A 26,110-nucleotide genomic window follows, 5' to 3' on the forward strand; every position below is an offset into this window, starting at 1 on the left:
CGCGCGCACGGCCGTCACGCCGCGCGGGTGACCTCCGCAGGATCGACCTGCGACTCCAGGCCGGACGGCTTCGGTGCGGCCGGGCGGCGGCGCAGCAGCCTCGGCAGCTCCAGGAAGCCCTCGGCCTGCATCATCGCGAAGCCGATGCGGGGCAGGTCGCGGTTGTTCGGGAAGACGATGAAGCGCGGCTCCCAGCGGGGGCGGAACTTCTCGTTGAACTTGTACAGCGACTCGATCTGGAACCAGCGCGAGAGGAAGATCAGCACCTTGCTCTGGATGCGCACCACCGGGCCCGCGCCCAGCTTGCCGCCGCGCTCCAGGGCGGAGCGGAAGAACGCGAAGTTGAGCGACAGCCGCTTGATCTTGAGCTCGGGCGCGGCCTGCAGGAAGGCGACGATCAGCAGCTCGTTCATGCCCGGGTCGGCGCTGCGGTCGCGGCGCATGAGCTCCAGCGAGCTGCCGTCCTTGCCCCACGGCACGTAGTGCTGCATGGCCTTGAGGTCGCCGAACGGGGCCTCCTCGCCCTCCTCCGGGTCCCGGTGGGCGGTGGCGATGATGGCGTCCAGGTCCTTCGGGTCGCCGATCCGGCCCAGCGCCATGGAGAAGCCGCGCTCCTCCTCGGTGTCGCGCCAGGCGTTGGCGGCCTTCTGGACGACCTCCAGCTCCTCGGCGGAGAGATCGCCGACGCGGCGCACCTTGGTGGTGTAGCCGTTGCGCTCGATGCGCTTGACCATCTGGCGGACGTTGCGCATGGCGCGGCCGGTCAGGCTGAAGTCGGCCACGTCGACGATGGCCTCGTCGCCCATCTCCAGGGCGTCCAGGCCGGTCTCGCGGGTCCAGACCTCGCCGCCCGTCTCGCTGCAGCCGTTGACGGCCGGGGTCCAGGAGTGCTTCTTGGCCAGCTCCATGAACTGCTCGATCGCGCCCGGCCAGGCCTCGACGTCGCCGATGGGGTCGCCGCTGGCGAGCATCACGCCGGAGACGACGCGGTAGGAGACGGCGGCCTTGCCGCTCGGGGAGAAGACGACGCTCTTGTCGCGGCGCAGCGCGAAGTGGCCGAGCGAGTCGCGGGCGCCGTGCTTGTCCAGCAGCTCGCGCAGCTTGTCCTCGTCGGCGTCGGTCAGGACGGCCGCCGGGTACTCGGGGCGGAAGGCCAGGTAGGCGGTGGTGGCGACCGTCACCAGGCCGAGGGCGCCGAGGGAGTAGCCGACGGTGTAGTCGACGTGGTCGGTGTAGCGGACCGAGCCCTCGAAGCCGAAGAGGCCCCAGACGACGTGCTCGACCTGCTCCAGCACGGACGGGTCACCGACCATCTGGTCCGGGTGCGCGCCGACGATGATCCAGCCGAGGACGAAGCTGACGCCGCCCATGAGGATCAGGTTGGCCACCCACTTCCAGCGGCTGCGCGGGTCCGGCAGCGCTGCGAAGGACTTCTTGTGGCGCAGGAGGTAGATGAACAGCAGAATGGAGAGGACGGCGCCCGGACGGTTGTGGCGGTAGATCAGCTGCGCGGCCGCGCCGAGCGGCAGCAGCAGCACGGCCGCCTGCCAGGCGCGCTTCTTGGCGCGCTTGAGGCCGTGGGCGAGCATCAACAGCAGAATGCCGACGATGATCGAGCCGGCCGCGGCCAGCTGGGTCACCGTGCCGGGCAGCACCTCGGCAAAGGTGTGGGCCCGGCTCAACCGGAAGCGCGGGACGACGCCGGACGCGATGTTCAGCAGCCCGACGAGCGCGGCGACGGTGCCCACGACGGCGGGCACCTTCTCCGGCCTCGGCCCCTTGGCGATACGCGCAAGCCCCGACAGCCACTTGGGTCCCTGAGGAACCTCGTCGGACTTTTTGCCATCTACCCTGACAGACATCTCTTCCCGTCGTCCATGTCGAGTGGGCCTGCGCCATGTGGAGGCTGTGCCCGGACAATGTGCGCCCTGTAGGACGACGGTTTCGGGGCTGAGGTTCCGCCGGGGGCCAAGCCCGGAAAGAAGTAACCATTCCGCGACCCGGGACCGGGTCGCTCGGCAGAAAACGGCAGAAAGCACCTCATGGGTCTCACCAGCATGGCGGTTCTGCTGCTCGCCATCGTGGCAGCAGTACTGCTCTTCGCTCTGACCATCTGGCTCTGGCCCCGCCTGGGCAGGAAGAGCGTCGGAGGCGTCCTGGGCCGGGTCGGCATGTTGCTCGCCACCCAGCTGACCATGTTCGCCGCCATCGGGCTGTGGGCGAACCAGTCCTTCGGCTTCTTCGCCTCCTGGGCCGACCTCTTCGGCCTGGAGAAGGGCGAGGGTGTGGTCGTCGACCACAGCGCCGCCCACACGCCGGTCCAGGTCGTCGGCGTCGCGCAGCTCAAGGGCCACGGCACGGTGCCGCGCATCGCGGGCAAGGTCGAGAAGGTGAACATCCGGGGCACCGAGTCCAGGATCAGCAGCCCGGCCTATGTCTACCTGCCGCCGGAGTACTTTCAGCCCCAGTACGCCCACAAGACCTTTCCCGCCTCGGTCGTGCTGACCGGCTTCCCGGGCACCGCGGAGGCGCTCTACAAGGGCCTGCACTACCCGCAGACCGCGCAGAAGCTGGCCAAAGAGAAGAAGATGCAGCCCACCATCCTGGTGATGATGCGGCCGACCGTCGCCCCGCCCCGGGACACGGAGTGCATCGACATACCCAACGGCCCCCAGACCGAGACCTTCTTCACCAAGGACCTGCGCAAGGCGCTGGCCCAGCAGTACCGGATCGGCGACAAGGCCGCCAACTGGGGCATGATCGGCGACTCGACCGGCGGCTACTGCGCGCTGAAGTTCGCCATGCGCCACCCCGACTCCTACGGTGCCGCGGCCGCGCTGTCCGGCTACTACAAGGCCCTCCAGGACCCGACCACCGGTGACCTCTTCGGCGGCAGCAAGCAGCTGGAGAAGGAGAACGACCTGTTCTGGCGGCTGAAGAACAAGCCGCTTCCGCCCGTCTCGCTGCTGGTGACCAGCAGCAAGCAGGGCGAGCACAACTACGCGGACACGATGAAGTTCATCGGCCTGGCGGCCAAGAAGCCGACCCGGGTCTCGTCGATGATCCTCGACAGCGGCGGCCACAACTTCAACACGTGGCGCCGGGAGATCCCCGGCACGCTGCAGTGGATGGGCAGCCGGCTCTCCGCCTGACGGCGATCCCTCCCAGGTCCCCGCGCCCCTCACGGGGCGCCGGGCCTCGGGACTCCCGCTCGGTCCCCTCAGCGGGACGACATGATGAGGCTCATCGCCTCGGCGCGCGTCGCGGGGTCGCGCAGCTGGCCCCGGACCGCGGACGTGAGCGTCTTGGCCCCGGGCTTCCGGATGCCCCGCATGGACATGCACATGTGCTCGCACTCGATCACGACGACGACGCCGCGCGGTTCGAGGATCTCCATCAGCGAGTCGGCGATCTGCGTCGTCAGCCGCTCCTGTACCTGAGGACGGCGGGCGTAGACGTCCACCAGCCTGGCCAGCTTCGACAGGCCCGTGATCTTGCCGCTCGTCGCCGGGATGTACCCGACGTGCGCCACTCCGTGGAACGGCACCAGGTGGTGCTCGCAGGTGCTGTAGACCTCGATGTCGCGGACCAGCACCATCTCGTCGTGGCCCAGGTCGAAGGTCGTGGTCAGCACGTCCTCCGGCTCCTGCCACAGGCCGGCGAATATCTCCTTGTACGCGCGCGCCACCCGGGCCGGCGTCTCGCGCAGCCCCTCCCGGTCCGGGTCCTCCCCGACCGCGATCAGCAGTTCTCGAACGGCGTTCTCGGCCCGCTTCTCGTCGAATCCGCCGACGGAGTGCTCGGCGTCCAGCGTCACCGGGTCGGTCATGGAGTTGCCTCGTTCTCTCGGTTCTCTACTGCGCGACGGCGTGTGTGCACGCGTGCGGATCGGGAGAAAAGCGCGATGCCGCGCCCCCAAGGCTAAAACCTGGGTGACGCGGCATCCATTCCGGGCCCCGGGGGCCGGGCGGATCAGCCCTCGGTGCCGGGGCCGTCCTGCGGGAGCTCGACCTTCTCCATGGTCACTCCGCCGTTGCTCGGCGCGAGCTCCTTCGGGGAGAGCACCGGCGGGCGGGTGGACGGGGTCCGGCGGGAGGAGCCGGTCCAGGCCGGGCGGGCCGGGCGCTTGACCACGTGCCGGAAGATCTCGGCGATCTCCTCCTTGTTCAGCGTCTCCTTCTCCAGGAGGGCCAGAACGAGGTTGTCGAGGACGTCACGGTTCTCGACGAGGATCTCCCAGGCCTCGTTGTGCGCGGTCTCGATCAGCTTCTTGACCTCTTCGTCGACCAGCGCCGCGACCTCTTCCGAGTAGTCGCGCTGGTGCGACATCTCGCGGCCCAGGAAGGGCTCGGAGTTGTCGGAGCCGAACTTGATCGCGCCGAGGCGCTCGGTCATGCCGTACTGGGTGACCATCGCGCGGGCCGTGGCCGTGGCCTTCTCGATGTCGTTGGCCGCACCCGTGGTCGGGTCGTGGAAGACCAGCTCCTCGGCCGCGCGGCCGCCCAGCATGTAGGCCAGCTGGTCGAGCATCTCGTTGCGCGTGGTCGAGTACTTGTCCTCGTCCGGCAGGACCATGGTGTAGCCCAGCGCACGGCCGCGGGACAGGATCGTGATCTTGTGCACCGGGTCGGAGTTCGGGGAGGCCGCCGCGACCAGGGCGTGTCCGCCCTCGTGGTACGCGGTGATCTTCTTTTCCTTGTCCGACATGATCCGGGTCCGCTTCTGCGGGCCGGCCACGACGCGGTCGATCGCCTCGTCCAGCATGTGGTTGTCGATCAGCTTCTTGTCGCTGCGGGCCGTCAGCAGGGCGGCCTCGTTCAGCACGTTCGACAGATCGGCACCGGTGAAGCCGGGGGTCCGGCGGGCGACGGCCGCGAGGTCGACGTCCGGGGCGACCGGCTTGCCCTTCTGGTGGACCTTGAGGATCTCCAGACGGCCCTGCATGTCCGGGCGGTCGACGGCGATCTGCCGGTCGAAGCGGCCCGGGCGCAGCAGCGCCGGGTCGAGGATGTCGGGCCGGTTGGTGGCCGCGATCAGGATGACGCCGCCCTTGACGTCGAAGCCGTCCATCTCGACGAGCAGCTGGTTCAGCGTCTGCTCGCGCTCGTCGTGACCGCCGCCGAGGCCCGCGCCGCGGTGCCGGCCGACGGCGTCGATCTCGTCGACGAAGACGATGGCCGGGGCGTTGGCCTTGGCCTGCTCGAACAGGTCACGGACCCGGGAGGCACCCACACCGACGAACATCTCGACGAAGTCGGAGCCGGAGATCGAGTAGAACGGCACGCCCGCCTCGCCGGCGACGGCGCGCGCGAGCAGCGTCTTGCCCGTACCGGGCGGGCCGTAGAGCAGCACACCCTTGGGGATCTTGGCGCCGACGGCCTGGAACTTGGCGGGCTCCTGCAGGAACTCCTTGATCTCGTGGAGCTCCTCGACGGCCTCGTCCGCACCGGCCACGTCGGAGAAGGTGGTCTTCGGGGTGTCCTTGGTGATCAGCTTGGCCTTGGACTTCCCGAAGTTCATCACCCGGGAGCCGCCGCCCTGCATCTGATTCATCAGGAACAGGAACACCACGACGATCAGGACGAAGGGCAGCAGCGAGAGCAGCACGCCGATGAACGGGTTCTGCTTCGACGTCGAGACGTTGTACCCGTCGGGCAGCGTCTTCGGGTCGTCGTCATCGGCCTTGGCCTGCAGGTCCTTGGAGATCTCGACGCCCTGGTCGCCGATGTAGTTCGCCTGGATCTTGCTGGAGCCCTTGACCTTCACGCCGTCTTTGAGCTCGACCTTGATCTTGTTCTCATCGCCCGTGGTCAGCTCGGCCGACTTCACCTGGTTCTTGTCGATCGCATGGATGACTTGACTGGTGTCCACCGACTTGTAGCCGCCGGACGAACCGACGACCTGCATCAACACGACCACGGCGAGGACGGCCAGCACGATCCACATGACCGGCCCACGGAAGTAGCGCTTCACGTCCATCCATACGGGGCGCGTACGCCCCGTCCCTCCTGCCACAGTGAGGCACGGTCATCCCGGTGCGGGATGCCAGTGCGTGCGGTGTCCTAGTCGACCTTGAAAGCTTGAAAAGAAAAGACTTACCTTCGGACGGTACCCCAGCATTGTCACCCGATGCCGCCGCAGACGGTCAACAAAGCCGTCCTGCCCTGCTCCAACGGCGGGAACCCGGCAAGGGTTCCCGCACGGCCGTCGGGCCCGGTGGTGCCGGGGCCGTCCGCGCTCAGCCGCCGTAGACGTGCGGCGCGAGCGTGCCCACGAAGGGCAGGTTGCGGTACTTCTCCGCGAAGTCGAGACCATAACCGACGACGAACTCGTTCGGAATGTCGAAGCCGACCCACTTGACGTCGATGGCCACCTTGGCGGCCTCCGGCTTGCGCAGCAGGGTCACGACGTTGAGCGAGGCGGGCTCGCGCGAACCCAGGTTCGACAGCAGCCACGACAGCGTCAGGCCGGAGTCGATGATGTCCTCGACGATCAGGACGTGCTTGCCCTTGATGTCGGTGTCGAGGTCCTTGAGGATGCGCACCACGCCGGAGGACTGGGTGCCGGCGCCGTACGAGGACACCGCCATCCAGTCCATGGTGAGGGGGGTGGACAGGGCACGCGCCAGGTCCGCCATCACCATCACGGCGCCCTTGAGGACGCCGACGATGAGCAGGTCCTTGCCCGCGTACTCCACGTCGATCTTCGCGGCCAGCTCGGCCAGCTTCGCGTCGATCTCTTCCTTGGTGATGAGCACCGACTTCAGGTCGGTGCCCATGTCCTTTTCGTCCACCCGCGCCACTCTCGCTTGGTTAAGGCTCATCTGGCTTCCGGAAGACCGGCTCCGAGGCCTGCTCGGCACCGTTCGGATCAGCCCTGCCGAAGGACCAGTCTGCCACCCTGCCTGCGGACCGCGACGCGCCCGGGCAGGTTGATCGCTCCTTGGCCACGCCAGCCGGTGATCAGCCGGTCGACTTCCTCGATGTGCCGGGCGAAGAGCGAACCGGCCGGAGAGCCCGCCTCGATGACCGCGCGGCGGATGACCCGGCGGCGGACCGCGGGGGGCAGGGCGAAGAGCCCCGCGACCTCCAGGCCGCCGGCGTCGTCCCGCACGGACGGCTCCACGGCGGCCGCCCAGGAGTCGAGGGCGTCGGCGTCGTCCCGGGAGAGCTGGGCGGTGCGGGCGAGGGCCTCGACGACGCCCTTGCCCAGGGCCTTCTCCAGGACGGGCAGGGCCTCGTGGCGAACCCGGGAGCGGGTGTAGGCGGGGTCGGTGTTGTGCGGGTCGTCCCAGACGGGCAGCGACTGGGCCAGGCACGCCTTGCGGGCCGTCTGGCGGTCCAGGCCCAGGAAGGGCCGGCGGTAGCGGCCGCCGGCGCCGGAGGCGGTGGCCATGCCGGACAGGGAGCGGATGCCGGATCCGCGGGCCAGCCCCAGCAGCACCGTCTCCGCCTGGTCGTCGCGGGTGTGGCCGAGGAGGACGGCGGCGGCGCCGTACCGGTCGGCGACGGCGTCGAGGGCGGCGTAGCGCGCGTCACGGGCGGCGGCCTCGGGACCGCCGTCCCTGCCGACCGTCACCGTCACGGTCTCCACGGGGTCCAGGCCGAAGGAGGCGAGCCGGATCGCGACCTCCGAGGCCCGGAGGTCGGATCCCTCCTGGAGGCCGTGGTCGACGGTCACGCCGCCGGCCCGGATGCCGAGCCGGGGGGCTTCGAAGGCGAGGGCGGAGGCGAGCGCCATGGAGTCGGCGCCGCCGGAGCAGGCGACCAGGACGAGCGGCGACCGGTCGCCGGCGGCGGAGGGGACGGAGGCGGGCGGCGTCAGGGTGAGGACGTCGTGGAGTACGCGGCGGACCGCCAGGCGTATCGCCGCGACCGCGGGGTGTGGACCCATGTCCGTGTGTCCAATCATTCCATTGGAGGGGGGTGCGGGAGCCGCACGACTGCAGTACTGGCCCCCGGATTCCGTCACGCTGTGTGCGTCGATGGTGACAGAGATGAGCCTTTACCCGAGCATCGCACGCCCACCCTTGGCACACGGTCCCTCGGACGGGTGATTACGGGAGCGTTCATCCGCCACGGGGCGCGATCGGCTCATCCCTCGGGGTGCCGGTGCACCCGCGCGATCCAGTCCGCCGGTTTGGCGATCTCGGCCTTGGTGGGCAGCGTGTTCGGGGACGTCCACACGCGGTTGAAGCCCTCCATGCCGACCTCGTCCACGACGGCCCGGACGAAACGCTCACCGTCACGGTACTGCCGCAGCTTGGCGTCCAGGCCCAGCAGCTTGCGCAGGGCCGCGTCCAGGCGGCCGGCACCGGTGGCCCGGCGCTTCTGGAACTTCTCCCGGATCTCGACGACGGACGGTACGACGCGTGGCCCGACCCCGTCCATCACATAATCCGCGTGCCCCTCCAGCAGGGACATCACGGCCGTCAGACGGCCCAGGATCTCGCGCTGTGCGGGCGTCTGGACCAGCTCCACGATGCTGCGGCCCGCGCGGGCCTCCCCGTCCTCCTCCGGCGGCCTGCCGCCCGCCAGCGACTGCGCGGCCTCGCGGATCCGCTCCAGCAGCGTGACCGGGTCGACCTCGGTCTCGCCGAGGAACGCCTGGATCTCCCCCTCGATGTGGTCGCGCAGCCAGGGCACCGCCGTGAACTGGGTGCGGTGCGTCTCCTCGTGCAGGCACACCCACAGCCGGAAGTCGTGCGGGTCCACCTCCAGCTCGCGCTCGACCTGGACGATGTTGGGGGCCACCAGCAGCAGCCGGCCGCCGCCCGCCGGGGAGCCCGGCAGGTCCCGGGTGCCCGGGGCGAACGTCTCGTACTGACCCAGCACGCGCGAGGCCAGGAACGACAGCAGCATGCCGAGCTCGACGCCGGTCACCTTGCCGCCGACCGCGCCCAGGACGGCGCCGCCGGGCACATTGCCGCGGCGGTCCTGCATCTTCTCCAGCAGCGGGCCCAGGATCGCGCGGAATCCCGCGACGTTGGCCCGGACCCAGCCGGCCCGGTCCACGACCAGGACCGGGGTGTCGGCGCCCTCCCCCGCCGACGTCATCCGCGTGAACTCCCGGACGTGCCGCTCCGAGGCCTTCGCGTGCCGCCGCAGCTCCGCGACGACCTCGCGCGCCTCGTCCCGGCTGACCTCGGGCCCCGGCTTCACCAGGCGCGTCGCGGTGGCCACCGCGAGCTTCCAGTCGACCATCTCCGCATCACCGATGCTCGTCATGGCTTTCACGGTACGTGCTGCGCACGGCCCGGGTGGAGGGGTTGCCGCGCCGCCGCGGGCCCGCTGCGCGGTGCGGCCCGGCGGCGCGCCGCTCAGGGGGCTGACGCCGGGATGGCACCGCCGGACTGCCGTGTGGGGGCTGAGCGCCGTTGCGGCGGGTGAGAAGAGTGCGGCCCCGCCGCAGCGGCGAGCAGCCACGACGGCGGAGTCCGGCGGTGCCGGAGCCGCCCCGGCCTCCCGCGCAGCGGACCCGGCGTCAGCCGGTCCGGCAGCCGCACCCCGCCAGGGTGGATGCCAGGTGGTCGAGGGCGCGCTGGGCGGCGTCCGGATCCGCCGTGCCGCCCGCCATGAAGGCGAACGCCAGCAGCCGTCCGTCGGCGTCGACCACCGTGCCCGCCAGGGTGTTCACGCCCGTCAGGGTGCCAGTCTTGGCCCGCACCACGCCCTTGCCGTCGCCGGAGGCGTACCGGTCGCGCAGGGTGCCCGTGAAGCCGGCCACGGGGAGGCCCGTGAGGAGCGGGCGGAGTTCGGGGTGGGCGGGGTCCGCGGCGCGGGCGAGGATCCGGGAGAGCAGGGCCGCCGGGACCTGGTCCGTGCGGTCCAGGCCGCTGCCGTCCGCGATCCTGGCCGGGCCGGACGGCAGTCCCAGCCTCCCCAGCCGGTCCGTGACCGCCTTCGCCGCGCCCTCGAAGCTCGCCGGCTGCCCGGAGGCCAGTGCGGTCTGCCGGGCGAGCGCCTCGGCGATGTCGTTGTCGCTGTTGGTCAGCGCCCGTTCGACCAGCGCCGACAGCGGTGCGGAGGAGACCGCCGCGATGCGCTGCGCGGACGCGTCCGCGTGCGCCTCCGCCGGGTCGCCGTCGACCTCGACGCCCCGCTCGTGCAGCAGCCCGGCGAACGTGCGGGCCGCGTCGCCCGCCGGGTCCGCCGAGCGCTCGGCGGGGCCCTTGTCCGAGCCGTCCAGGCGGCCCTCGTCCACCATCAGGGCGGTGACGGGCGCGATGTTGTCGTTGGGCCCGATCGAGTGCAGTACGGGACCGGAGTAGCGCGAGGTGTCGTACGCCAGCTTCGTACGGTTCGTCCCCCGCGCCTTGAGCGCCTTCGCCGTCGCGTCCGCCAGGTCGCGCAGACTCGCGAACCGCGGCCCCTCGCCCTGCGCGGGGAGCGCCGTCAGCGTCGGGTCGCCGCCGCCCACGAGGACGATGCCGTCGGATCCCGAGGCCACCACCGTGGTCGCGATGCGGTGCTCCGGGCCGAGCGCGCAGAGCGCGGCGGCCGCCGTGGCGAGCTTGATCGTGGAGGCGGGGGTGTACGCGACGTCCTGCCCGGTGCCGTAGAGCTCGTCGCCGGACTGCGCGTCGACGACGGACGCCGCATGCGTCGACCCCAGCGCGGAATCCTGCAGCAGCGGTTCCAGCGCCGCGGCGAGCGCCGCCCGGGCCGGCGGCCGGCCCGTGCCGAGCGCCCCCAGCACGGGCGGCGCGGAACCGGAACCGGAGGACGGGCCTCCGGCAGCGTGACGCTCGCCACCTGCTCGCGCAGCGGCAGCCGCCCGGTCCCGTTCGGCCTTACGCTGACCCGAGTCCCAGGGACCGGCGGCCGCCACCGCGCCGGTCGCGACCACGAGACCCGCGACGGTGGACGCCGCGACGAACCGGACCGTACGGCGCTGCGCTCGGGGGATGTTCCGCCACCGCCCGGCTTGCCGTCGCAGCACCTCGGGCACCATGGACCAGCCCCTTTCGCCACCACACCACTGCGTGGGGGACACTTAATCACCGCATCACCAGACGTATGTGTTGATCATGAAGGAGCCACCCGTGGAGTTCGACGTCACCATCGAGATCCCGAAGGGTTCGCGGAACAAGTACGAGGTGGACCACGAGACCGGTCGCATCCGTCTGGACCGCCGACTCTTCACCTCGACCAGCTACCCGGCCGACTACGGCTTCGTCGAGAACACCCTCGGCGAGGACGGCGACCCGCTGGACGCCCTGGTCATCCTCGACGAGCCGACGTTCCCCGGCTGCCTCATCAAGTGCCGCGCCATCGGCATGTTCCGCATGACGGACGAGGCCGGCGGCGACGACAAGCTGCTGTGCGTCCCGGCGAACGACCCGCGCGTGGAGCACCTGCGCGACATCCACCACGTGTCGGAGTTCGACCGCCTCGAGATCCAGCACTTCTTCGAGGTCTACAAGGACCTCGAGCCCGGCAAGTCCGTCGAGGGTGCGGACTGGGTCGGCCGCGCCGAGGCCGAGGCCGAGATCGAGGCCTCCTACAAGCGCCTTGAGGCCGCGGGCGGCGCCCACCACTGATCCTGCGGATCGGCTCGGCGCCCCGAAGGGGCGCGGGGAACTGCGCGATCAGCCACGACGCGCCCGCAGTCGACGTTCTCGGGGCTTCGCCCCGGACCCCCGGGGTAGTGCGTCGGCTGCGGGCCGGTGGGGGCTTGTCGCGCCCACGCGGCGGAGCCGCATATGTCAACAGCCCCGCGCCCCTGACGGGGCGCCGTGGTGCAGCCCCGCGCAGGGGTACCCCTAGAACCCCCGCGTCCGCTTGGCGGCACGCCGCCCCGCTCCCGAGCCCGGGATGCGGATGAACAGGCGGGCCATCTCCGAGCCGAGGTTGACGCCGATCGCGATGGCCAGTGCCAGCGCCGCCGCCTTGGTGAGGCCGGCGATGCCCGTGTTCAGGTCGTTCTTGGCGAAGTTCAGCAGCGCGAAGTACACCGCGCTACCGGGTAGCAGCGGCCCGATCGCCGCCGTGACGTACGGCAGTGCGGACGCGTACCGGTAACGGGCCATCAGCTGCCCGAAGAGGCCGACGAGCCCGGCCGCCACGGCCGTGGCCGGCACCGTGTCGAGCCGTACGGTGTCCGCGAGCGCCCCGTAGACGACCCACGCGACCCCGCCGTTCAGAGTCGCGTACAGCACCGTGGAACGTTCCTGCTGGAGCAGCACCGCGAAGGCGAAGCACAGCAGCATGGCCGCGATCGTCTGGACGACCGGCCGCACCTGGCGCTCCAGCGCCGCCTCCGGGTTGAGCGTCGCGCCGCCGATGTGCACGCCCCCGTAGAGCACCATCAGCACGCCGCAGACGATGCCCGCGATCAGGTAGCCGACCTCCAGCAGCCGGGCCGCGGCGGTGATGTAGAAGCCCGTCAGGCCGTCCTGCACGCCCGCCACCAGGGCCCGCCCGGGGATCAGGGCGAACAGCCCGCCGGTGATCACGGCGGAGGCCTGGACGTGAACGTACGAGTGCGCCGCGCTGAGCGCGACGCCCATCGCGGCGGGCGCCATGGCCGCGGCGACGAACTGGTAGAACTCCGGCAGCCCGCGCCCCGCCGCCAGCCAGGCGAGCCGGTCGCCGAGCATGGCCCCGGCCATCGCCGCGAGGAAGACCACGACGCCGCCGCCCACGAGCATGCTCGCCGCGCCGGCGAGCAGCCCCGCGGCGGCGGTCAGCGCCCAGGACGGGTACGGGTGGCGGTTGCGGCGGATCTCGGCGAGGCGCCCGTACGCCTCCTCCAGGGTCAGCCCCTGGCCCACGGAGGTGATGTCGTGGACGAGCCGGTAGACGGCGGACAGCCGGGTGTAGTCGGTGCCGCGGCGGCGCACGGTGCGGCCGACGGTCACCGGGTCGTCGACGAGGGACGCCTGGTAGCTGACGGACAGCTGGGTGAAGGTGACGGTCGGCTCGCAGCGGCCGAGCCCGTAGGCGTGCGCGACGCCGTACATCGCGGCCTCCACGTCCTCCGCGCCCTCGCCGCCCGCGAGCAGCAGCTCGCCGATGCGCAGCGTCAGGTCGAGGACGCGGGGGACGGCCGGCCCGGTCTCGCCCTCGGTCTTCTCGACGCGCTCCGGCACCGGCCGTTCCGCCACGGGCATGCGCAGCATGGTGCGCATGCGGTCCTGCCAGGGCTCCTCCTTGGTGAGGCTGACCCTGGGTATGCCGTAGGGCGGGGTGAAGGCGGCATAGCCGGCCGGGGCCGTGGTGCCTGCGGGGAGGGTGAAGGCCGAGCGCTCCGAGCGGCTCCCGGCGTCGGCGGCGATGCCCTGCGGAAGGGCGAACTCAGAGGTGGGGTGCTCGTCCTCCGGGGGCGCCGGCAGCGGCACCCCCAGAGGCGGTGTGAAGGCGCTGTGCGCCTCGTCGGAGGCCGGTTTGCGGTCCTCCCCCGGTGCTCCGTCCGGGTCGCCACCCCGCTGCCGATCCGCCACCACGCGCTCCTCGTCGTGTCCCCGGGAGTCTCCTGCCCTAGGGCCACGATGCACGATGGGCCGGACGGCCGCTCAACGGGGGCCACCTATCCGGAATACGGGGCTCAGCGGCGCGCGTGCCGCCCGCGCTGCACCGGCACCGGGCGCTCCCCGTCGTCCCCGGCCTTCTTCGCCTTCGAGCGGGCCCGCAGGAACTCGATCGCGATCGGCACCACCGAGATGAGCACGATGGCGACCAGCATCGCCTCGATGTTCTTGCGGACGAAGTCGATCTGGCCGAGCACGGCGCCCAGCAGCGTCACACCGGCGCCCCAGAGCGTGCCGCCGATGATGTTGAAGGTGATGAACGAGCGGTAGTTCATCCTGCTCACGCCGGCGATGATCGGCGTGAAGGTCCGGATGACGGGCACGAAGCGGGCCAGCACCAGCGACTTCGGCCCGTACTTCTCGAAGAACTCGTGGGCCTTCTGGACGTTCTCCTGCTTGAAGATCTTCGAGTCGGGGCGCCGGAACAGCGCCGGCCCCACCTTGCGGCCGAAGAGGTAGCCCGCCTGGTCGCCGAGGACCGCGGCGAGCGCGACGAGCAGACAGACCGCCCACAGCGGGTACTGGTTCAGCTTGCCCGTGGTGACCAGCAGGCCCGTGGTGAACAGGAGCGAGTCTCCCGGCAGGAAGAAGCCGATGAGCAGGCCCGACTCGGCGAAGACAATGGCCAGGACTCCGAGCAGGCCGAACTGGCCGATCAGATAGTCCGAGTCCAGCCACTGGGGGCCGAGCGCGAGGGTGGTCGGGGTCACGGGTGACAGGCTCCTGGGTCGAGGGCACAGGCTCGTGCGAGGCCCGGGCACAGGCGGGGAGGCGGTGCGGCCACCAAGTATGCAACGGACCCGGGTACCGCCCGGTTCCGGAGGGCGACCGGGACCGCACACCCCGTGCGTGGCAACCCCCCGACCTCGGCGTGCGTCTCGATCGTCGACCGGCAAAACTGCACAGACGGAGGTGGATGCAATGAGCATCAATGAGTTCGGCGGCGGTCAGCAGGCGCAGTCGGATGTGCTCGTGGTGACGACGAACGACGTGCCCGGCCACCGGGTGGAGCGGGTGATCGGCGAGGTCTTCGGCCTCACCGTGCGCTCCCGTAACGTCGGCAGCCAGATCGGCGCGGGCCTGAAGTCCCTGATCGGCGGCGAGCTCAAGGGCCTGACCAAGACCTTGGTCGAGACCCGCAACCAGGCCATGGAGCGGCTCGTCGAGCAGGCCCGGGCCCGCGGCGCCAACGCCATCCTGGCGTTCCGCTTCGACGTGACGGAGGCCGCGGACCTCGGCACGGAGGTCTGCGCGTACGGCACGGCCGTGGTGATCGCCCCGCAGCAGTGACCCTGCCGGTGAGGGGGCGGTGCGGGGACGGTCCCCCGCACCGCCCCCGCCTGCCGGTCATCGCTCAGCTGTGCCGGGCCGCATTCGCCAGGATGGCGTCCCGCAGGAACAGGGCCATCCCCGGCTTGATCGCGTCGTAGTGGGCGGTGAACCGCTCGTCGTCGACGTACATCCTGCCGATGCAGCTGTGGAGCTCGTACGAGCAGTCGTAGTAGAACTCGTCGATCTGCCGCCGGTGCTCCTCCGCGAGGTCCATCGCCCCGGTCGAGTCGGCCGCGGCGCCGGATGCCACGAGCGCGGCGATCCGCGCGTCGAGGTCGTCGGTCGCGGCCTTGATCCGCTTCCAGTCCTCCTTGGTGTACGCCGCCGTTCGCTGTTGCGACTGCGCATACGCCTCGGTGGAGCCCCACCGCTCCTCGACCTCCGCCGCGTGTTCGTCGGGGTCGTAGTCGCCGAAGACCTCGAACTTCTCCTCCGGCGTGAGCTGAATACCCATCTTCCGTGCCTCCATGGCGTGTTCGACGGCGGCGGCCATCCGCTGGAGACGCTCGATCCGGTCGGTCAGCAGGCCGTGCTGCCTCCGCAGGTGCGCCATCGGATCGGCGCCGGGATCGTCCAGCAGCGCCGCCACCTCGTCGAGCGGAAAGCCGAGCTCCCGGTAGAACAGGATCTGCTGCAGCCGGTCGAGATCCGCGTCCTCGTACCGCCGGTGCCCGGCGTGACTGCGGCCGGACGGCACGAGCAGCCCGATCTCGTCGTAGTGGTGCAACGTCCTGACGGTCACACCTGCAAATGCGGCGACCTGTCCCACGGAGTGGCTCATCTCCCCCGCTCCCTTCTCTGTACGCACTCCACGATGGGGGCTCACGTTGCGTGAGGTGCAAGCCGGAAGGAGGACCGGACCGATGTCGGGCGAAGATGCCGGGCGAAGATGTCAGCCGAAGGGGACGGCGTCCTTGGGGTCGGTGTGCCAGTCGGTGACGCTCGGCTTGTCGACGAGGATCGTGCCGACCTTCAGGCTCACCGGGTTCGGGTCCTCGGTGCCCACGCTGACGATGATGCTGTCGAGTTCCTTGCCGTGGTCGTCGTTGGCGGTCCTCGGGTTCACACCGGCGTAGACGGTGGTGTTCCCCTTCAGCGTCACCGCATCGCCCGCGACCTGCTCGGCCGGGCCGGCCATGGTGCCGTCCGAGCCGAAGGAGACCGTCGGGAGACCGGCGGGCAGGGTGCAGGTGATGCCGGGCTTGGCCTTGGCGCTGACGAGGATGTAGCCGCCGGCCTGGGTCTCCGAGCGGGTGCCCCAGATGATGTCGTCGGCGCCGCAGACCTGGCCGTGGTGACCGCTCTTGTCGGCACCGCCGGAGGGCGCGGCGGTGTGCGTCTTGCCGTGCCCGTGGCCGCTCGCGGGCTGCGCGGTACGCGCGCCGCCACCGTGGGACGGGGCGGGGGCGGCGGCAGGAGCGGACGCGGCGACGGATGCGGACGCGGCCGGGACCGGGGACGCACCGCCCGCGGCGGAGGCGCCTTCGCTGCAAGCGGCCAGCGACAGCGCCCCGGCGAATGCGGCGGCGGCGATGGCGGCGGTACGGATGCGGTGCTTGCGCATGGTGATTCGGTTCTCCCCGGGTGACGGTACGAGCCGGCTGACCGGCCGGCGGAACCCACCTTGCGAGCCGTAACCCCACCCCGCAACGCCTTGTCGAGAGAACGGGACGCCGGAACAAAAAAGCCCCCCTGACCTGCGAAAACGCCGCCCCCTGGAACGCCGCCCTGGAACGCTCCCCGGAGCAGACCGACAGCGGAAACCCTGATTTCTGCACCCGGAAATCCGGGGTTTCCGCTGCCGGAGCCAGGTCCTCCTACTCCTCCCCCGCCATCTCGTACGCCCCCGCCTCCAGCCGTGCGATCAGGCCCCGCGTCCAGCGTTCCCCGCTCTCCGCCTGGTGCTCCCACATGCCGCCGATCTCGGCGATGTGGCCCCAGTCGTCGCCCTCGGGCGGGGTCCAGCGGGCGCGGATGTCGGCGCGCCAGGCCTCCAGGGCGGCCACGCGCTGCCGCAGCAGGGAGACGGCCTCGGCCCGCGGGAGGTCGGCGAGGAAGCCGATGCCCGCGGTGAGGACGTCCAGTTGGGGGGCCGCCGAGGTCAGGGCGGCGCGGAGGAGGACGAGGAACTCGGTCTCGCCCGCCGCCGTCAGTTCGTACTCCGTGCGGGGCGGGCCGCCGGCCTCGCTGGGGGCCGTCTCGTGCTCGACCATCAGGCCTTGGCGGGCCATGGACTTCAGGGCGTGGTAGATCGAGCCGGGCTTGGCGTTCGACCACTCGTGGGCGCCCCACATCTCCAGGTCCGCGCGGACCTGGTAGCCGTGGGTACGTCCGTGCTGGCGCACTGCGCCCAGGACCAGGAGGCGGATCGCCGACATCGGGTGCGGTCTCCTTGCTGAGGGGCCGGGGAACGGGTGGGCGGGGCCCACCCTTTCACCTCAGGCCGTCGCGCGTTCCTCGTCCACCAGCTCGAACGCGGTCTTGCCGTCGAGCGACTCGCGGATCACGTCGGCGTGGCCCGCGTGCCGGGCCGTCTCCTCGATCAGGTGCAGCAGCAGCCACCGCATCGACACCCGGGTCTGCGGCGGGAACCACGGCCGCTCCGGCAGCGGGAAGGTCTGCTCCAGGTTCGGCAGGCCGCGGATGTACTCCTCCACCTCCGCCCGCACCTTCTCCCAGTGCGCGAGCCTTCCGGCCACGGTCTCGCCCTCCACCAGGCGGAAGCTGTCCGGCCAGCTGGACTCGTCGCGCTGGACCTCCGGCGGCAGCTGCTGGGCCATGCGGAGCCAGTTGTGCTCGACCTCGACGACGTGCTTGAGCAGGCCGCCCAGGGACAGCTCGCTGGCGCTGGGCTTCTGCCGGGCCTGCTCCTCCGTCAGGCCGAGCACGGCACGGCGGATGCCGCCGCGCTGCGCCTCCAGGAAGGCCAGCAGGGTGCCGCGCTCGTCGGAGGGGTCCGGTTCGGTCACGTGGATGGGCATGGGAGCTCTCCTTCGGTCTCGTCCTCGCGAACGGCTCCAAGGTAGGGCCGAAGGAGGTCAGTTCCTGTCCTACACGCGGCACGCGATACGCGGCACGCGATACGCCACACGCGCGCTCAGAACGGGAATCTGCTCCGGCCGTGCTGGATCGAGATCCACTTCGTCGTCGTGAACGCGTCCACCATCGCGTCCCCGTTGAGCCGCCCCACCCCGGAGTGCTTCTCGCCACCGAACGGCACGATCGCCTCGTCGTGCACCGTCGCATCGTTGACGTGCACCATGCCCGTCTCGATGCGCTTGGCCACCCGCACGCCCCGCTCGACGTCCCCGGTGTGGACGGCGCCGCTCAGGCCGTACGGGGTCGCGTTGGCGAGCCGCACGGCCTCGTCCTCGCCGTCGAAGGGGATGATCAGGGCGACGGGGCCGAAGATCTCCTGGCCCAGGATGGGGGCGTCCTCCTTGAGGCCCGTCAGGACGGACGGGCCGACGAGCGTGCCGTCCGTCTCGCCCCGGACGAGCGCGGTCGCCCCGCCCGCCACCGTCTGCTCCACGAGCGTCGTGATCGCCTCGGCCTGGCCGGAGTTGATGAGGGGGCCGATGTGCGTGGTGGGGTCTCCCGGGTCGCCGACCTTCAGGGTGCGCACCTTCGCCACGAACTTCTCGGTGAACTCGCGCTCCACGGAACGGTCGACGAGCACCCGGTTCGCGGCCATGCAGACCTGCCCCTGGTGGACGAACCGGCTGAAGACCGCCGCGTCCACGGCGTAGTCGACGTCCGCGTCGTCGAGGACGATCAGGGCGCTGTTGCCGCCGAGTTCGAGGATGACCTTCTTGAAGTGCGAGGCGGCCACCGTCGCGACGTGCCGGCCGACCTTGTCGGAGCCGGTGAAGGACAGCACCTTGGGGACGGGGTGCTCGATGAGGGCGTCGCCGATCTCCGCGATGTCGGTGACGACGACGTTGAGCACGCCGGCCGGGACCCCGGCGTCCGCGAAGAGCTTGGCGACCAGACCGCCGCCGCATATGGGCGTGTTCTGGTGGGGCTTGAGGACGACCGTGTTGCCGAGGGCGAGGGCCGGGGCCACCGACTTGATCGACAGCAGGAACGGGAAGTTGAACGGGCTGATCACGCCGACGACCCCGACGGGCACCCGGTAGAGGCGGTTCTCCTTGGTGTCGTCGGGGGACGGCAGAATGCGGCCCTCGGCGCGCAGCGCGAGCTGGATCGCCTCGCGCAGGAACTCCCGTACCAGGTGCAGTTCGAAGGCCGCCTTGACGGCGGTGCCGCCGCATTCCGCGGTGATCGCCGCGGTCAGCTCCTCCTCGGTGTCGTCGATGATGCGCAACGCCCGCTCGAAGACGAGCCGGCGGCGGTACGGGTTGACCGCGGCCCAGCCGGGCTGGGCGCGCTCGGCGGCCCGGTAGGCCTGGTCGATCTCGGCCACGGTGGCCACGGTGATGGAGGCGAGCTTCTCCCCGTCGTACGGGTTGAAGTCGACGATGTCCCAGGAGCCGCTGCCGGCCCGCCACTCGCCGTCGATGTACTGGAATGCCAGCTCGTTGAAGAAGGAGCAGTAGGACATACGCCATCCCTGTCTGCGAAAAGCGGGGCGCCCGTGACGCCCTTATCGAATGGAGGCCTCCTGATGGGACGTCATCGTACTGATGTGTCAGAGGAGTTGAAGGAGGCGGCCTATCAGTTCGCGCGATTCGGCTGGCGGCAGGCTCTCGGCGTGCAGCTGCTCCATCACGCGTTCGTACTGGGCCACATCCTCCCCCTTGTCGAGGTAGAGCGCACTGGTGAGCTGCTCCAGGTACACCACGTCCGACAGGTCCGACTCGGGGAACCGCAGCATGGCGAACGAGCCGCTCTCGCCCGAGTGGCCGCCGTGCGCGAACGGCATCACCTGCAGCGTCACGTTGGGCTGTTCGGAGATGTCGACGAGGTGCTGGAGCTGTCCGCGCATGACCTCCCGCCCGCCGTACGGGCGGTGCAGCGCCGCCTCGTCGAGCACGGCGTGGAAGCGCGGGGCGCGTTCCGAGAAGAGCAGCTTCTGGCGCTCCATGCGGAGCGAGACCCGGCGCTCGATCTCGGCTTCGTCGGCCTTCGGGTTGCCCCGGACCACCACGGCGTGCGCATATCCTTCGGTCTGCAACAGGCCGTGGACGAACTGCACTTCGTAGACCGAGATATGCGAGGCGGCTCCCTCGAGTCCTACATATGTCTGGAACCAGCCGGGCAGGACGTCACCGTAGCTGTGCCACCAGCCCGCCACGTTGGCCTCGCGGGCCAGCCCGAGCAGGGCCTCGCGCTCGGCCCCGTCGGTGACCCCGTACAGCGTGAGCAGGTCCTCCACGTCCCGAGCCTTGAAGCTCACCCGGCCCAGCTCCATGCGGCTGATCTTCGACTCGGACGCCCGGATCGAGTACCCGGCTGCTTCGCGCGTGATGCCGCGCGACTCCCGCAGCCTCCTGAGCTGGGAGCCCAGCAGTATGCGTCGCACCACGGAACCGCTCGACTCGTTCGTGGCCATCTCTGCGACCCTTCCTCTTCCGGTCCTGTGTCAGGGCTGTGTGGTGGTGTCGTCGCTTCCGCACCCTCCTGAGGGCGACCCCCGCAGCCCTCGGCGCCGAAGTCTGCCACCTCCGGGCTCCGTTGCGTGCAGGTGTGGTTACCCAGATGAGCCATAGGCGGAGTCCCTACGTCAGGAGGCGCAGGGAGAATTGGTCCCCAACCACCCTGTGCGCCCCCAAATCCCTCTCGTGCACGTGCATCTGCCCTTGCATCCGCCCTGCGCATTGGGAACCATGGAGCTCGCACACGTGCACGTCACGTCACGTCCTCGATTGCCAGGAGTGCCTCGGATGGGTACCGAAGGATCGACTGTGCTCTCGCCGTTATGGAGAGGGCTGCCCGCGATCGACTCATCCGTCGTCTCCAGCTCGGCATCCTGTTCCCTGCCACCTCGCTTCGAAGCAGTGCGCAGCGCAAGGAAGTTCACCGCAGCCACGCTCGACCAGTGGGGCCTCGCCGCCCTGTTCGACGACGTGGCGCTCGTCGTCTCCGAGCTGGTGACCAACTCCCTGCGCTACGCCGCACCGGGCGACCGTGCGGGTGACGGGTACGAGGCTCCGGTACGCCTCCATCTGATGCGCTGGACGACGCGACTCGTGTGTGCCGTACGCGATCCGAGCGAGGCCGGCCCCGTCGCGGGCCGGGCCGCCGCGGGGGACGAGTGCGGCCGCGGGCTGTTTCTGGTGGAGCAGTTCAGCGACAGCTGGGGATGGCACCCGCTGGCGGGGGCGCTGCGGGGCAAGGTGGTGTGGGCGCTGTTCGGACTGCCGCGCGAGAGCGGGCCCGACGGGGGCGACGGGGGGCTCCGCGACGGGTTCCCGCTCTAGCCGGCGGCTGCGCGGCGCACTGCCCGCACACGGCGGAATTCCGACGGAAAGTCGTACGGCTGGAGGGGAGTCGTACGGCCGGCCGACGGGACGACGGCCCGGCACGGGGTCTAGTCCCGTATCAGGTAGTCGAATTCGCCGTCCTTGATTCCCAGCAGCATGGCCTCGATCTCGGCGGGGGTGTAGACGAGAGCGGGGCCCTCCGGGTGGCGGGAGTTGCGCACGGCAACCCCGCCACCCGGCAGTTTCGCGAACTCCACACAGGAGCCCTGGGAGTTGGAGTGGCGGCTCTTTCTCCAGACGGCGCCGTCGATGTCCGATGCAGCCATGCCGTTGTACGCGTGGGGCACTGGGCTCTCCCGGATGATTGCAGGGGGCATCCCAGGACGTGGATTCAGGGATGACAACTGCTCCGGATCATAGCTGCGTTCATGTGCTCATGCATGAGCCGATGCACGTGCACGTTGGGTGTTCCGGTCGCTACCTCACGGATTCCGACCGGAAGACGGACGTCCAGCGGAAACCGCGGAGGAATAGGGCAGGAGTGCCATCTCGCGGGCATTCTTGATCGCCCTGGACAGCTGTCGCTGCTGCTGCACGGTGACATGGGTCACCCGGCGGCTGCGGATCTTCCCGCGGTCCGAAATGAACTTCCGCAGGAGATCGGTGTCCTTGTAGTCGACGTACGTGATTCCCGCCGCGTCCAGGGGATTGCGGCGGGGCCTGAGGGCCTTGCGGTTCTTGTGCCGGCCGTTCACGGGAGGGCCGTCCTTTCGGATCAGGAAACGGGGTCGAGGAGTTCGTCGAAGGCGTGCGAAAGACTGCGCCAGGCGGCCGGGCCCGCGGCATATTCCGCATCGGTGAGCAGGCACGATTCCAGCAGCGAGCGCAGTCCGTCGGCGTCGAGCCCGGGCGAGGTGAAGGTGAGGTACTGCGCGCGGTCGCCGTGCTCGGGGTGCCAGTCCAGCGCCGCGGCCACCCGGCGGGCCGGGGGCACCAACTCCCAGGCGGCGTCCGGCAGGGAGGCCAGCCAGGGCCCGGCGTTCTCCACGCACAGGGCGCCGCCCGCCGCGTCCCAGGAGAGCAGGGTGTCGCTCCGGTCGGCGAGCCAGAACCGCCCCCGGCTGCGGGCCGCGGCGCAGGTCAGGTCCTCCAGCGCCGCGTGGAGCCGCCCGGGGTGGAAGGGGCGGCGGCCCTGCCAGACGAGCGTGCCGACCCCGTCCGCGTCGGCCTCCTGCGGCAGCAGGGCACAGGCGGGGTGCTGCCGCAGGGCCGCGGCCTCGACGTCGAAGCCGGCCACCGCGGCCGCGGCGAGCTCGACGGAGCCGACGGGGATGCGGCGGGCCCCGGGCGTGAGCTGGGCGAGGATGGTGTGGTCGGAGGCGTCGGCTGCTTCTGTTGCGTCGGCCGGCTCCGCGATCGCCAGCACCGTCGGGTACTCCAACTGCCGTGCGAACGTGTCCGCGACGGTCCGCTGATCGGTCGCCGCGGCGGCCAGGCCGGCCTCGGCCAGGTCGTCCCCGTTGCCCAGGCACGGCAGCACCAGGACCGGGTCCACGGCCGTGAACACCCCGGTCAGCCGCACGTCCGGGCCGCCGTGCGCGGCCACGACCTCGGCCATGGCCTTCGGTTCGACGGAGTCCCAGAGCTCCACGACCGCGAGCCGGTACGTCCCGGCCGCGGCGATCCGCTCCAGCTCCGGCACCAGGTCCTCGCGCAGGGCACAGCAGGCGCAGTCGTTGACCAGCGGCGCCTCGCCCTCGTCGAGCATCCCCGTGCGGTCGCGCACGGTCCGGCGGACGGTCCCCACGGGGGCCGTCGCCAGGTCGTGGTGCAGGGCGACGGCCCCGGGGACGGTGTGCAGCAGCCGCTCGACGGCGGCGCGGCGGGCGTCGCCGTGCAGTCCGCCGACCAGCACCACGGGCAGCTGCGCGGTGGTCATCAGCGTGCTCCGCGCTTGCCGTAACGGCGCTCGAAGCGCTCCACGCGCCCGGCGGTGTCCACGACGCGCGTGGTGCCCGTGTAGAAGGGGTGGCTCGCCGAGGAGATCTCCACGTCGATCACGGGGTAGGTGTTGCCGTCCTCCCACGCGATCGTCTTGTCGCTCGTGGCGGTCGACCGGGTGAGGAAGGCGAAGCCGGCGGCGCGGTCGCGGAAGACGACGGGGCCGTAGGCGGGATGGATTCCGGGCTTCATGACGGTCAGCGCTCCTCTCGGAAGACGACGTGCCGGCCGACGACGGGGTCGTACTTGCGCAGCTCGATTCGGCCGGGATCGTTACGGCGGTTCTTGCGGGTCACGTAGGTGTAGCCCGTCCCGGCGGTGGACCGGAGCTTGATGACGGGACGTAGGTCGTTGCGGGCCATGGGGGCTACTATACAGAAATGGTTTCCATTTTCATCAGGAGGGACTGACGATGTCCGCCCACTGCCAACTCACGGGCCGCAAGCCGGGGTTCGGGAACTCCGTGTCCCACTCCCACCGGCGCACCGCCCGCCGCTTCGACCCCAACGTGCAGCGCAAGCGGTACTGGCTGCCGAGCGAGGGGCGATATGTCCGGCTGGTGCTCAGCACGAAGGGGATCAGGACCGTGGACACGATCGGGATCGAGGCCGCGGTGGCACGCATCCGCGCGCGAGGGGTGAAGGTCTGATGGCGAAGAAGAGCAAGATCGCGAAGAACGAGAAGCGCCGGCTGACGGTGGCGCGGTACGCCGCGCGGCGGGCCGTGCTCAAGGCCGTCATCCGCGATGCGCAGGCACCGGAGGACGAGCGCGCGGCGGCCCTCGCGGAGCTGGCGCGGCAGCCGCGCGATGCCAGTGCGACGCGGGTGCGGAACCGGGACTCGGTGGACGGCCGCCCGCGCGGCCACCTGCGGGCCTTCGGCCTGTCGCGGATCAATGTGCGGGCCGCCGCACATGCGGGGTTCCTGCCGGGGGTGCGGAAGGCGAGCTGGTAACAAAGGGCACCGCACCGGGGATGCAGCGCCCCGTCAGGGGCGCGGGGAACTGCGCGACCAGCCACGACGCACCCGCAGCCGAGGGACCCGGGGTGGTGCGTCGGCTGCAGGCCGTCGGTGGCTGAGCGCGCAGTTCCCCGCGCCCCTGACGGGGCGCGAAGCCCCCGTTGTCAGACCCCCCTGCAAGACTCTTCGGAGTGGCGGCCGGGGTGGGCGACGGGGGTGTTCACCCCGGCACCGCCGCACGCGCAGTGCCCCGCACGGCGCAGCCCAACAGGCAAGTGCGGGTCCGGCCACACAGGATGGAGGCCATGACCCTCAGTCTCGATCAGCTGAGCCGCTGCACCGTCGCCGTCGACCTGGGCGCCGCCAGGACCCGGGTCTATCTCAAGAACACCGGGCTGGTCGTCGACGAACCCAGCCTCGCCGCGGTCAACACCCGCACCGGTTCGCTGATCGCGGTCGGCTCCCTCGCCGAGGGCATGGCCGGCCGGACACCGGGTCACATCCGGGTCGTGCGGCCCATCTCCGGCGGCACCGTCGTCGACATCGACATGGCCCAGCGGATGCTCCGCTTCCTGGTCAACGACAAGATCCGCCGCGCCTGGCGGCGCAAGCCCATGCTGCGCGCCGCGGTCTGCCTGCCGCACGACGCGGAACCCATCGCACAGCGGGCCGCCGTGGAGACGCTCAGCGCCCTCGGGGCGCGCCGGGTCGAGCTGGTGGACGCCCTCATCGCCGCCGCGGTGGGCAGCGGGCTGCCGGTCGAGCGGCCCGAGGCCACCATGATCGTGGTGTGCGGCGCGGCGTCCACCCAGGTCGCGGTGCTGTCGCTGGGCTCGATCGTGGCGGCCGAGAAGGTCCAGGTGGGCGGGGACGCCATCGACTACGCCGTCGTCCAGCACCTGCGCAGCGAGCACGAGCTGATGCTGCCCTCCCAGGGCCTGCACCCGCTGCACCTGGCCCTCTACTCCGACCCGGCGGTCGTCGGCACGGAGACGGAGGTGCGCGGCCGGGACGTGGCCACGGGGCTGTCCCGTACGGTCCTGGTGAACACCGCGCACGTCCGCGAGGCCATCAACACCCCGTTCACGGCCATCCTCGACGCCATAGGGCGGGTGCTGCGCGAGTGCCCGCCGGACCTGGTGGCCGACCTGGCCGACCGCGGCGTGATGCTCGCCGGCGGCAGCGCGATGCTGCCCGGCCTGGACACGATGATCGAGCGGGCGACGGGGATGATGGTGCAGATCGCCGAACACCCCGACGTCTGCGCGGTCGAGGGGCTGGGCGCGATGATCGAGGGCAAGCTGCAGCCGCTCGGCCTGGAGCCGCTGGCGAACTGAGACCGCATCAGCCGCTCCTCGGTTCCTGTCCGCCCCCTTGGGAACTTCTTTACCTTTCGGATCCGTTCTCCATGTGCACCCCGAGAAACGAGGAGAAACGCACATGGCGCTCTGGGACCGACTCAAGGACTCGGCCACGACGATGCAGGGCCAGCTCATAGCGAAGAAGAACGAGCTGCAGAGCGGCGCGTTCCGGGACGCGAGCATGGCGATGTGTGCGCTGGTGGCGGCTGCCGACGGTTCGATCGACGCCTCCGAGCGGCAGCGCGTCGCGTCGCTGATCGCCACGAACGACGTCCTGCGGAACTTCCCGGTCGACGACCTGCAGGCGCGATTCCACGACTACTGCCAGAAGTTGACGACCGATTTCGACTTCGGCAAGGTCAGCGTGCTGCAGACCATCGGCAAGGTGCACAAGAAGCCGACCGAGGCGCGTGCCGTGATCCAGATCGGCATCGTGATCGGCGGCGCCGACGGCGACTTCGACAAGTCGGAGCAGGCCGTCGTCCGCGAGGCGTGCTTTGCCCTGGGCATCAACCCGGGTGAGTTCGACCTCTGATGGC

At 70.8% G+C, this 26,110-nt stretch carries 28 protein-coding genes; 8 read left to right on the forward strand and 20 right to left on the reverse strand.

Features of this window, described 5'->3' with window-relative positions; genetic code table 11:
- Window positions 1–14: 14 nt before the first annotated feature.
- A complete protein-coding gene (locus ACMATS_RS16990; protein ID WP_390776858.1) occupies window positions 15–1,862 on the reverse strand; it encodes a phosphatidylglycerol lysyltransferase domain-containing protein in 1,848 nt (615 codons plus the stop codon).
- A 180-nt stretch (window positions 1,863–2,042) separates the two neighbouring features.
- Between ACMATS_RS16990 and ACMATS_RS16995 the strand changes: the two genes are divergently transcribed.
- The gene (locus tag ACMATS_RS16995) at window positions 2,043–3,152 is read left to right on the forward strand and encodes an alpha/beta hydrolase (protein WP_390776859.1); all 1,110 of its coding nucleotides are present in this window, start codon (window positions 2,043–2,045) and stop codon (window positions 3,150–3,152) included.
- 68 nt (window positions 3,153–3,220) lie between these two features.
- On the opposite strand, the gene folE is transcribed toward ACMATS_RS16995, so the two are convergent.
- The 6 genes from folE to dacB all read right to left on the reverse strand — a co-directional run bounded on the left by folE (window position 3,221) and on the right by dacB (window position 10,953).
- The gene (gene folE / locus ACMATS_RS17000) at window positions 3,221–3,829 is read right to left on the reverse strand and encodes a GTP cyclohydrolase I FolE (RefSeq protein WP_336410734.1); all 609 of its coding nucleotides are present in this window, start codon (window positions 3,827–3,829) and stop codon (window positions 3,221–3,223) included.
- A 143-nt stretch (window positions 3,830–3,972) separates the two neighbouring features.
- The gene (ftsH, locus tag ACMATS_RS17005) at window positions 3,973–5,979 is read right to left on the reverse strand and encodes an ATP-dependent zinc metalloprotease FtsH (protein ID WP_390776860.1); all 2,007 of its coding nucleotides are present in this window, start codon (window positions 5,977–5,979) and stop codon (window positions 3,973–3,975) included.
- A 259-nt stretch (window positions 5,980–6,238) separates the two neighbouring features.
- Complete coding sequence (gene hpt, locus ACMATS_RS17010; protein WP_390777381.1) at window positions 6,239–6,778, reverse strand: hypoxanthine phosphoribosyltransferase; 540 nt, start codon at window positions 6,776–6,778, stop codon at window positions 6,239–6,241.
- Between the two features lie 92 nt (window positions 6,779–6,870).
- Window positions 6,871–7,893 (reverse strand): tRNA lysidine(34) synthetase TilS, encoded by a 1,023-nt coding sequence (gene tilS, locus ACMATS_RS17015; protein WP_390776861.1) that lies wholly within the window; start codon window positions 7,891–7,893, stop codon window positions 6,871–6,873.
- A 200-nt stretch (window positions 7,894–8,093) separates the two neighbouring features.
- On the reverse strand, window positions 8,094–9,227 hold the full coding sequence (locus ACMATS_RS17020) for a zinc-dependent metalloprotease (protein ID WP_390776862.1): 1,134 nt from the start codon (window positions 9,225–9,227) through the stop codon (window positions 8,094–8,096).
- Between the two features lie 256 nt (window positions 9,228–9,483).
- The gene (dacB, locus tag ACMATS_RS17025) at window positions 9,484–10,953 is read right to left on the reverse strand and encodes a D-alanyl-D-alanine carboxypeptidase/D-alanyl-D-alanine-endopeptidase (RefSeq protein ID WP_414168341.1); all 1,470 of its coding nucleotides are present in this window, start codon (window positions 10,951–10,953) and stop codon (window positions 9,484–9,486) included.
- Between the two features lie 91 nt (window positions 10,954–11,044).
- Here dacB and ACMATS_RS17030 point away from each other — a divergent pair, with 91 nt between their 5' ends.
- Complete coding sequence (locus tag ACMATS_RS17030; RefSeq protein ID WP_087926944.1) at window positions 11,045–11,542, forward strand: inorganic diphosphatase; 498 nt, start codon at window positions 11,045–11,047, stop codon at window positions 11,540–11,542.
- Between the two features lie 222 nt (window positions 11,543–11,764).
- Here ACMATS_RS17030 and ACMATS_RS17035 read toward each other — a convergent pair whose 3' ends face one another.
- Both ACMATS_RS17035 and ACMATS_RS17040 read right to left on the reverse strand, forming a co-directional pair.
- Complete coding sequence (locus ACMATS_RS17035; RefSeq protein ID WP_414168342.1) at window positions 11,765–13,444, reverse strand: threonine/serine exporter family protein; 1,680 nt, start codon at window positions 13,442–13,444, stop codon at window positions 11,765–11,767.
- 104 nt (window positions 13,445–13,548) lie between these two features.
- A complete protein-coding gene (locus ACMATS_RS17040; protein ID WP_414168343.1) occupies window positions 13,549–14,241 on the reverse strand; it encodes a DedA family protein in 693 nt (230 codons plus the stop codon).
- A gap of 211 nt (window positions 14,242–14,452) precedes the next feature.
- On the opposite strand from ACMATS_RS17040, the gene ACMATS_RS17045 reads away from it, so the two are divergent.
- Window positions 14,453–14,821 (forward strand): YbjQ family protein, encoded by a 369-nt coding sequence (locus tag ACMATS_RS17045; RefSeq protein WP_336410727.1) that lies wholly within the window; start codon window positions 14,453–14,455, stop codon window positions 14,819–14,821.
- A 64-nt stretch (window positions 14,822–14,885) separates the two neighbouring features.
- Here the strand turns inward: ACMATS_RS17045 and ACMATS_RS17050 are convergent, their stop codons facing one another.
- From ACMATS_RS17050 to ACMATS_RS17075, 6 genes are all read right to left on the reverse strand, one after another.
- Window positions 14,886–15,644, reverse strand: coding sequence for a MerR family transcriptional regulator (locus tag ACMATS_RS17050; RefSeq protein WP_390776866.1), 759 nt, complete (start codon window positions 15,642–15,644; stop codon window positions 14,886–14,888).
- Between the two features lie 111 nt (window positions 15,645–15,755).
- Window positions 15,756–16,427: a DUF4232 domain-containing protein gene (locus ACMATS_RS17055; RefSeq protein WP_390776867.1), complete on the reverse strand. Its 672-nt coding sequence runs from the start codon at window positions 16,425–16,427 to the stop codon at window positions 15,756–15,758.
- Between the two features lie 253 nt (window positions 16,428–16,680).
- Window positions 16,681–17,241: a PadR family transcriptional regulator gene (locus ACMATS_RS17060; protein ID WP_414168344.1), complete on the reverse strand. Its 561-nt coding sequence runs from the start codon at window positions 17,239–17,241 to the stop codon at window positions 16,681–16,683.
- 60 nt (window positions 17,242–17,301) lie between these two features.
- Window positions 17,302–17,844 (reverse strand): DinB family protein, encoded by a 543-nt coding sequence (locus ACMATS_RS17065; protein WP_390776869.1) that lies wholly within the window; start codon window positions 17,842–17,844, stop codon window positions 17,302–17,304.
- 116 nt (window positions 17,845–17,960) lie between these two features.
- Window positions 17,961–19,427, reverse strand: a complete 1,467-nt coding sequence (locus tag ACMATS_RS17070; protein ID WP_414168345.1) for an aldehyde dehydrogenase family protein — start codon at window positions 19,425–19,427, stop codon at window positions 17,961–17,963.
- A gap of 87 nt (window positions 19,428–19,514) precedes the next feature.
- Window positions 19,515–20,378, reverse strand: coding sequence for a helix-turn-helix domain-containing protein (locus ACMATS_RS17075; protein ID WP_390776871.1), 864 nt, complete (start codon window positions 20,376–20,378; stop codon window positions 19,515–19,517).
- A 331-nt stretch (window positions 20,379–20,709) separates the two neighbouring features.
- On the opposite strand from ACMATS_RS17075, the gene ACMATS_RS17080 reads away from it, so the two are divergent.
- Window positions 20,710–21,246 (forward strand): ATP-binding protein, encoded by a 537-nt coding sequence (locus ACMATS_RS17080; RefSeq protein ID WP_390776872.1) that lies wholly within the window; start codon window positions 20,710–20,712, stop codon window positions 21,244–21,246.
- 110 nt (window positions 21,247–21,356) lie between these two features.
- Here ACMATS_RS17080 and ACMATS_RS17085 read toward each other — a convergent pair whose 3' ends face one another.
- The 5 genes from ACMATS_RS17085 to rpmG form a co-directional block, all read right to left on the reverse strand.
- Window positions 21,357–21,596 (reverse strand): DUF397 domain-containing protein, encoded by a 240-nt coding sequence (locus ACMATS_RS17085; RefSeq protein WP_390776873.1) that lies wholly within the window; start codon window positions 21,594–21,596, stop codon window positions 21,357–21,359.
- Between the two features lie 135 nt (window positions 21,597–21,731).
- Window positions 21,732–22,004, reverse strand: coding sequence for a 30S ribosomal protein S18 (gene rpsR / locus ACMATS_RS17090; RefSeq protein WP_390776874.1), 273 nt, complete (start codon window positions 22,002–22,004; stop codon window positions 21,732–21,734).
- A 20-nt stretch (window positions 22,005–22,024) separates the two neighbouring features.
- Window positions 22,025–23,188 (reverse strand): CobW family GTP-binding protein, encoded by a 1,164-nt coding sequence (locus tag ACMATS_RS17095; RefSeq protein WP_390776875.1) that lies wholly within the window; start codon window positions 23,186–23,188, stop codon window positions 22,025–22,027.
- Entirely contained in the window at window positions 23,188–23,442 is a 255-nt protein-coding gene (locus ACMATS_RS17100; RefSeq protein WP_390776876.1) for a type B 50S ribosomal protein L31, read from the reverse strand. The genes ACMATS_RS17095 and ACMATS_RS17100 overlap by 1 nt, the downstream gene beginning before the upstream one ends.
- 5 nt (window positions 23,443–23,447) lie before the next feature.
- Window positions 23,448–23,612: a 50S ribosomal protein L33 gene (rpmG, locus tag ACMATS_RS17105; protein ID WP_390776877.1), complete on the reverse strand. Its 165-nt coding sequence runs from the start codon at window positions 23,610–23,612 to the stop codon at window positions 23,448–23,450.
- A 50-nt stretch (window positions 23,613–23,662) separates the two neighbouring features.
- On the opposite strand from rpmG, the gene rpmB reads away from it, so the two are divergent.
- The 4 genes from rpmB to ACMATS_RS17125 all read left to right on the forward strand — a co-directional run bounded on the left by rpmB (window position 23,663) and on the right by ACMATS_RS17125 (window position 26,106).
- Window positions 23,663–23,899, forward strand: coding sequence for a 50S ribosomal protein L28 (gene rpmB / locus ACMATS_RS17110; protein WP_390776878.1), 237 nt, complete (start codon window positions 23,663–23,665; stop codon window positions 23,897–23,899).
- A complete protein-coding gene (rpsN, locus tag ACMATS_RS17115; protein ID WP_390776879.1) occupies window positions 23,899–24,204 on the forward strand; it encodes a 30S ribosomal protein S14 in 306 nt (101 codons plus the stop codon). Before rpmB ends, rpsN begins: the two co-directional genes overlap by 1 nt.
- Window positions 24,205–24,515: 311 nt before the next feature.
- Window positions 24,516–25,547, forward strand: a complete 1,032-nt coding sequence (locus ACMATS_RS17120; RefSeq protein ID WP_336410713.1) for a rod shape-determining protein — start codon at window positions 24,516–24,518, stop codon at window positions 25,545–25,547.
- 103 nt (window positions 25,548–25,650) lie between these two features.
- Window positions 25,651–26,106, forward strand: coding sequence for a tellurite resistance TerB family protein (locus tag ACMATS_RS17125; RefSeq protein ID WP_390776880.1), 456 nt, complete (start codon window positions 25,651–25,653; stop codon window positions 26,104–26,106).
- Window positions 26,107–26,110: the final 4 nt, after the last annotated feature.

Origin of the sequence: Streptoverticillium reticulum, from assembly GCF_047456005.1 — a bacterium.
GTDB lineage: Bacteria > Actinomycetota > Actinomycetes > Streptomycetales > Streptomycetaceae > Streptomyces > Streptomyces reticulum.

Bases quoted from the DNA above. Each gene is read 5' to 3' on its own strand.
- rpsN (WP_390776879.1), top strand. From the start codon at position 23,899: ATGGCGAAGAAGAGCAAGATCGCGAAGAACGAGAAGCGCCGGCTGACG.
- tilS (WP_390776861.1), bottom strand. From the start codon at position 7,893: ATGGGTCCACACCCCGCGGTCGCGGCGATACGCCTGGCGGTCCGCCGC.
- ACMATS_RS17100 (WP_390776876.1), bottom strand. From the start codon at position 23,442: ATGAAGCCCGGAATCCATCCCGCCTACGGCCCCGTCGTCTTCCGCGAC.
- rpmG (WP_390776877.1), bottom strand. From the start codon at position 23,612: ATGGCCCGCAACGACCTACGTCCCGTCATCAAGCTCCGGTCCACCGCC.
- ACMATS_RS17055 (WP_390776867.1), bottom strand. From the start codon at position 16,427: ATGCGCAAGCACCGCATCCGTACCGCCGCCATCGCCGCCGCCGCATTC.
- ACMATS_RS17050 (WP_390776866.1), bottom strand. From the start codon at position 15,644: ATGAGCCACTCCGTGGGACAGGTCGCCGCATTTGCAGGTGTGACCGTC.
- ACMATS_RS17125 (WP_390776880.1), top strand. From the start codon at position 25,651: ATGGCGCTCTGGGACCGACTCAAGGACTCGGCCACGACGATGCAGGGC.
- dacB (WP_414168341.1), bottom strand. From the start codon at position 10,953: ATGGTGCCCGAGGTGCTGCGACGGCAAGCCGGGCGGTGGCGGAACATC.
- ACMATS_RS17070 (WP_414168345.1), bottom strand. From the start codon at position 19,427: ATGTCCTACTGCTCCTTCTTCAACGAGCTGGCATTCCAGTACATCGAC.
- ACMATS_RS17045 (WP_336410727.1), top strand. From the start codon at position 14,453: ATGAGCATCAATGAGTTCGGCGGCGGTCAGCAGGCGCAGTCGGATGTG.
- ACMATS_RS17120 (WP_336410713.1), top strand. From the start codon at position 24,516: ATGACCCTCAGTCTCGATCAGCTGAGCCGCTGCACCGTCGCCGTCGAC.
- hpt (WP_390777381.1), bottom strand. From the start codon at position 6,778: ATGGGCACCGACCTGAAGTCGGTGCTCATCACCAAGGAAGAGATCGAC.
- ACMATS_RS17095 (WP_390776875.1), bottom strand. From the start codon at position 23,188: ATGACCACCGCGCAGCTGCCCGTGGTGCTGGTCGGCGGACTGCACGGC.
- ACMATS_RS17020 (WP_390776862.1), bottom strand. From the start codon at position 9,227: ATGACGAGCATCGGTGATGCGGAGATGGTCGACTGGAAGCTCGCGGTG.
- ftsH (WP_390776860.1), bottom strand. From the start codon at position 5,979: ATGGACGTGAAGCGCTACTTCCGTGGGCCGGTCATGTGGATCGTGCTG.
- ACMATS_RS17075 (WP_390776871.1), bottom strand. From the start codon at position 20,378: ATGGCCACGAACGAGTCGAGCGGTTCCGTGGTGCGACGCATACTGCTG.
- ACMATS_RS17065 (WP_390776869.1), bottom strand. From the start codon at position 17,844: ATGCCCATCCACGTGACCGAACCGGACCCCTCCGACGAGCGCGGCACC.
- ACMATS_RS17060 (WP_414168344.1), bottom strand. From the start codon at position 17,241: ATGTCGGCGATCCGCCTCCTGGTCCTGGGCGCAGTGCGCCAGCACGGA.
- rpmB (WP_390776878.1), top strand. From the start codon at position 23,663: ATGTCCGCCCACTGCCAACTCACGGGCCGCAAGCCGGGGTTCGGGAAC.
- ACMATS_RS16995 (WP_390776859.1), top strand. From the start codon at position 2,043: ATGGGTCTCACCAGCATGGCGGTTCTGCTGCTCGCCATCGTGGCAGCA.
- ACMATS_RS16990 (WP_390776858.1), bottom strand. From the start codon at position 1,862: ATGTCTGTCAGGGTAGATGGCAAAAAGTCCGACGAGGTTCCTCAGGGA.
- ACMATS_RS17080 (WP_390776872.1), top strand. From the start codon at position 20,710: ATGGGTACCGAAGGATCGACTGTGCTCTCGCCGTTATGGAGAGGGCTG.
- folE (WP_336410734.1), bottom strand. From the start codon at position 3,829: ATGACCGACCCGGTGACGCTGGACGCCGAGCACTCCGTCGGCGGATTC.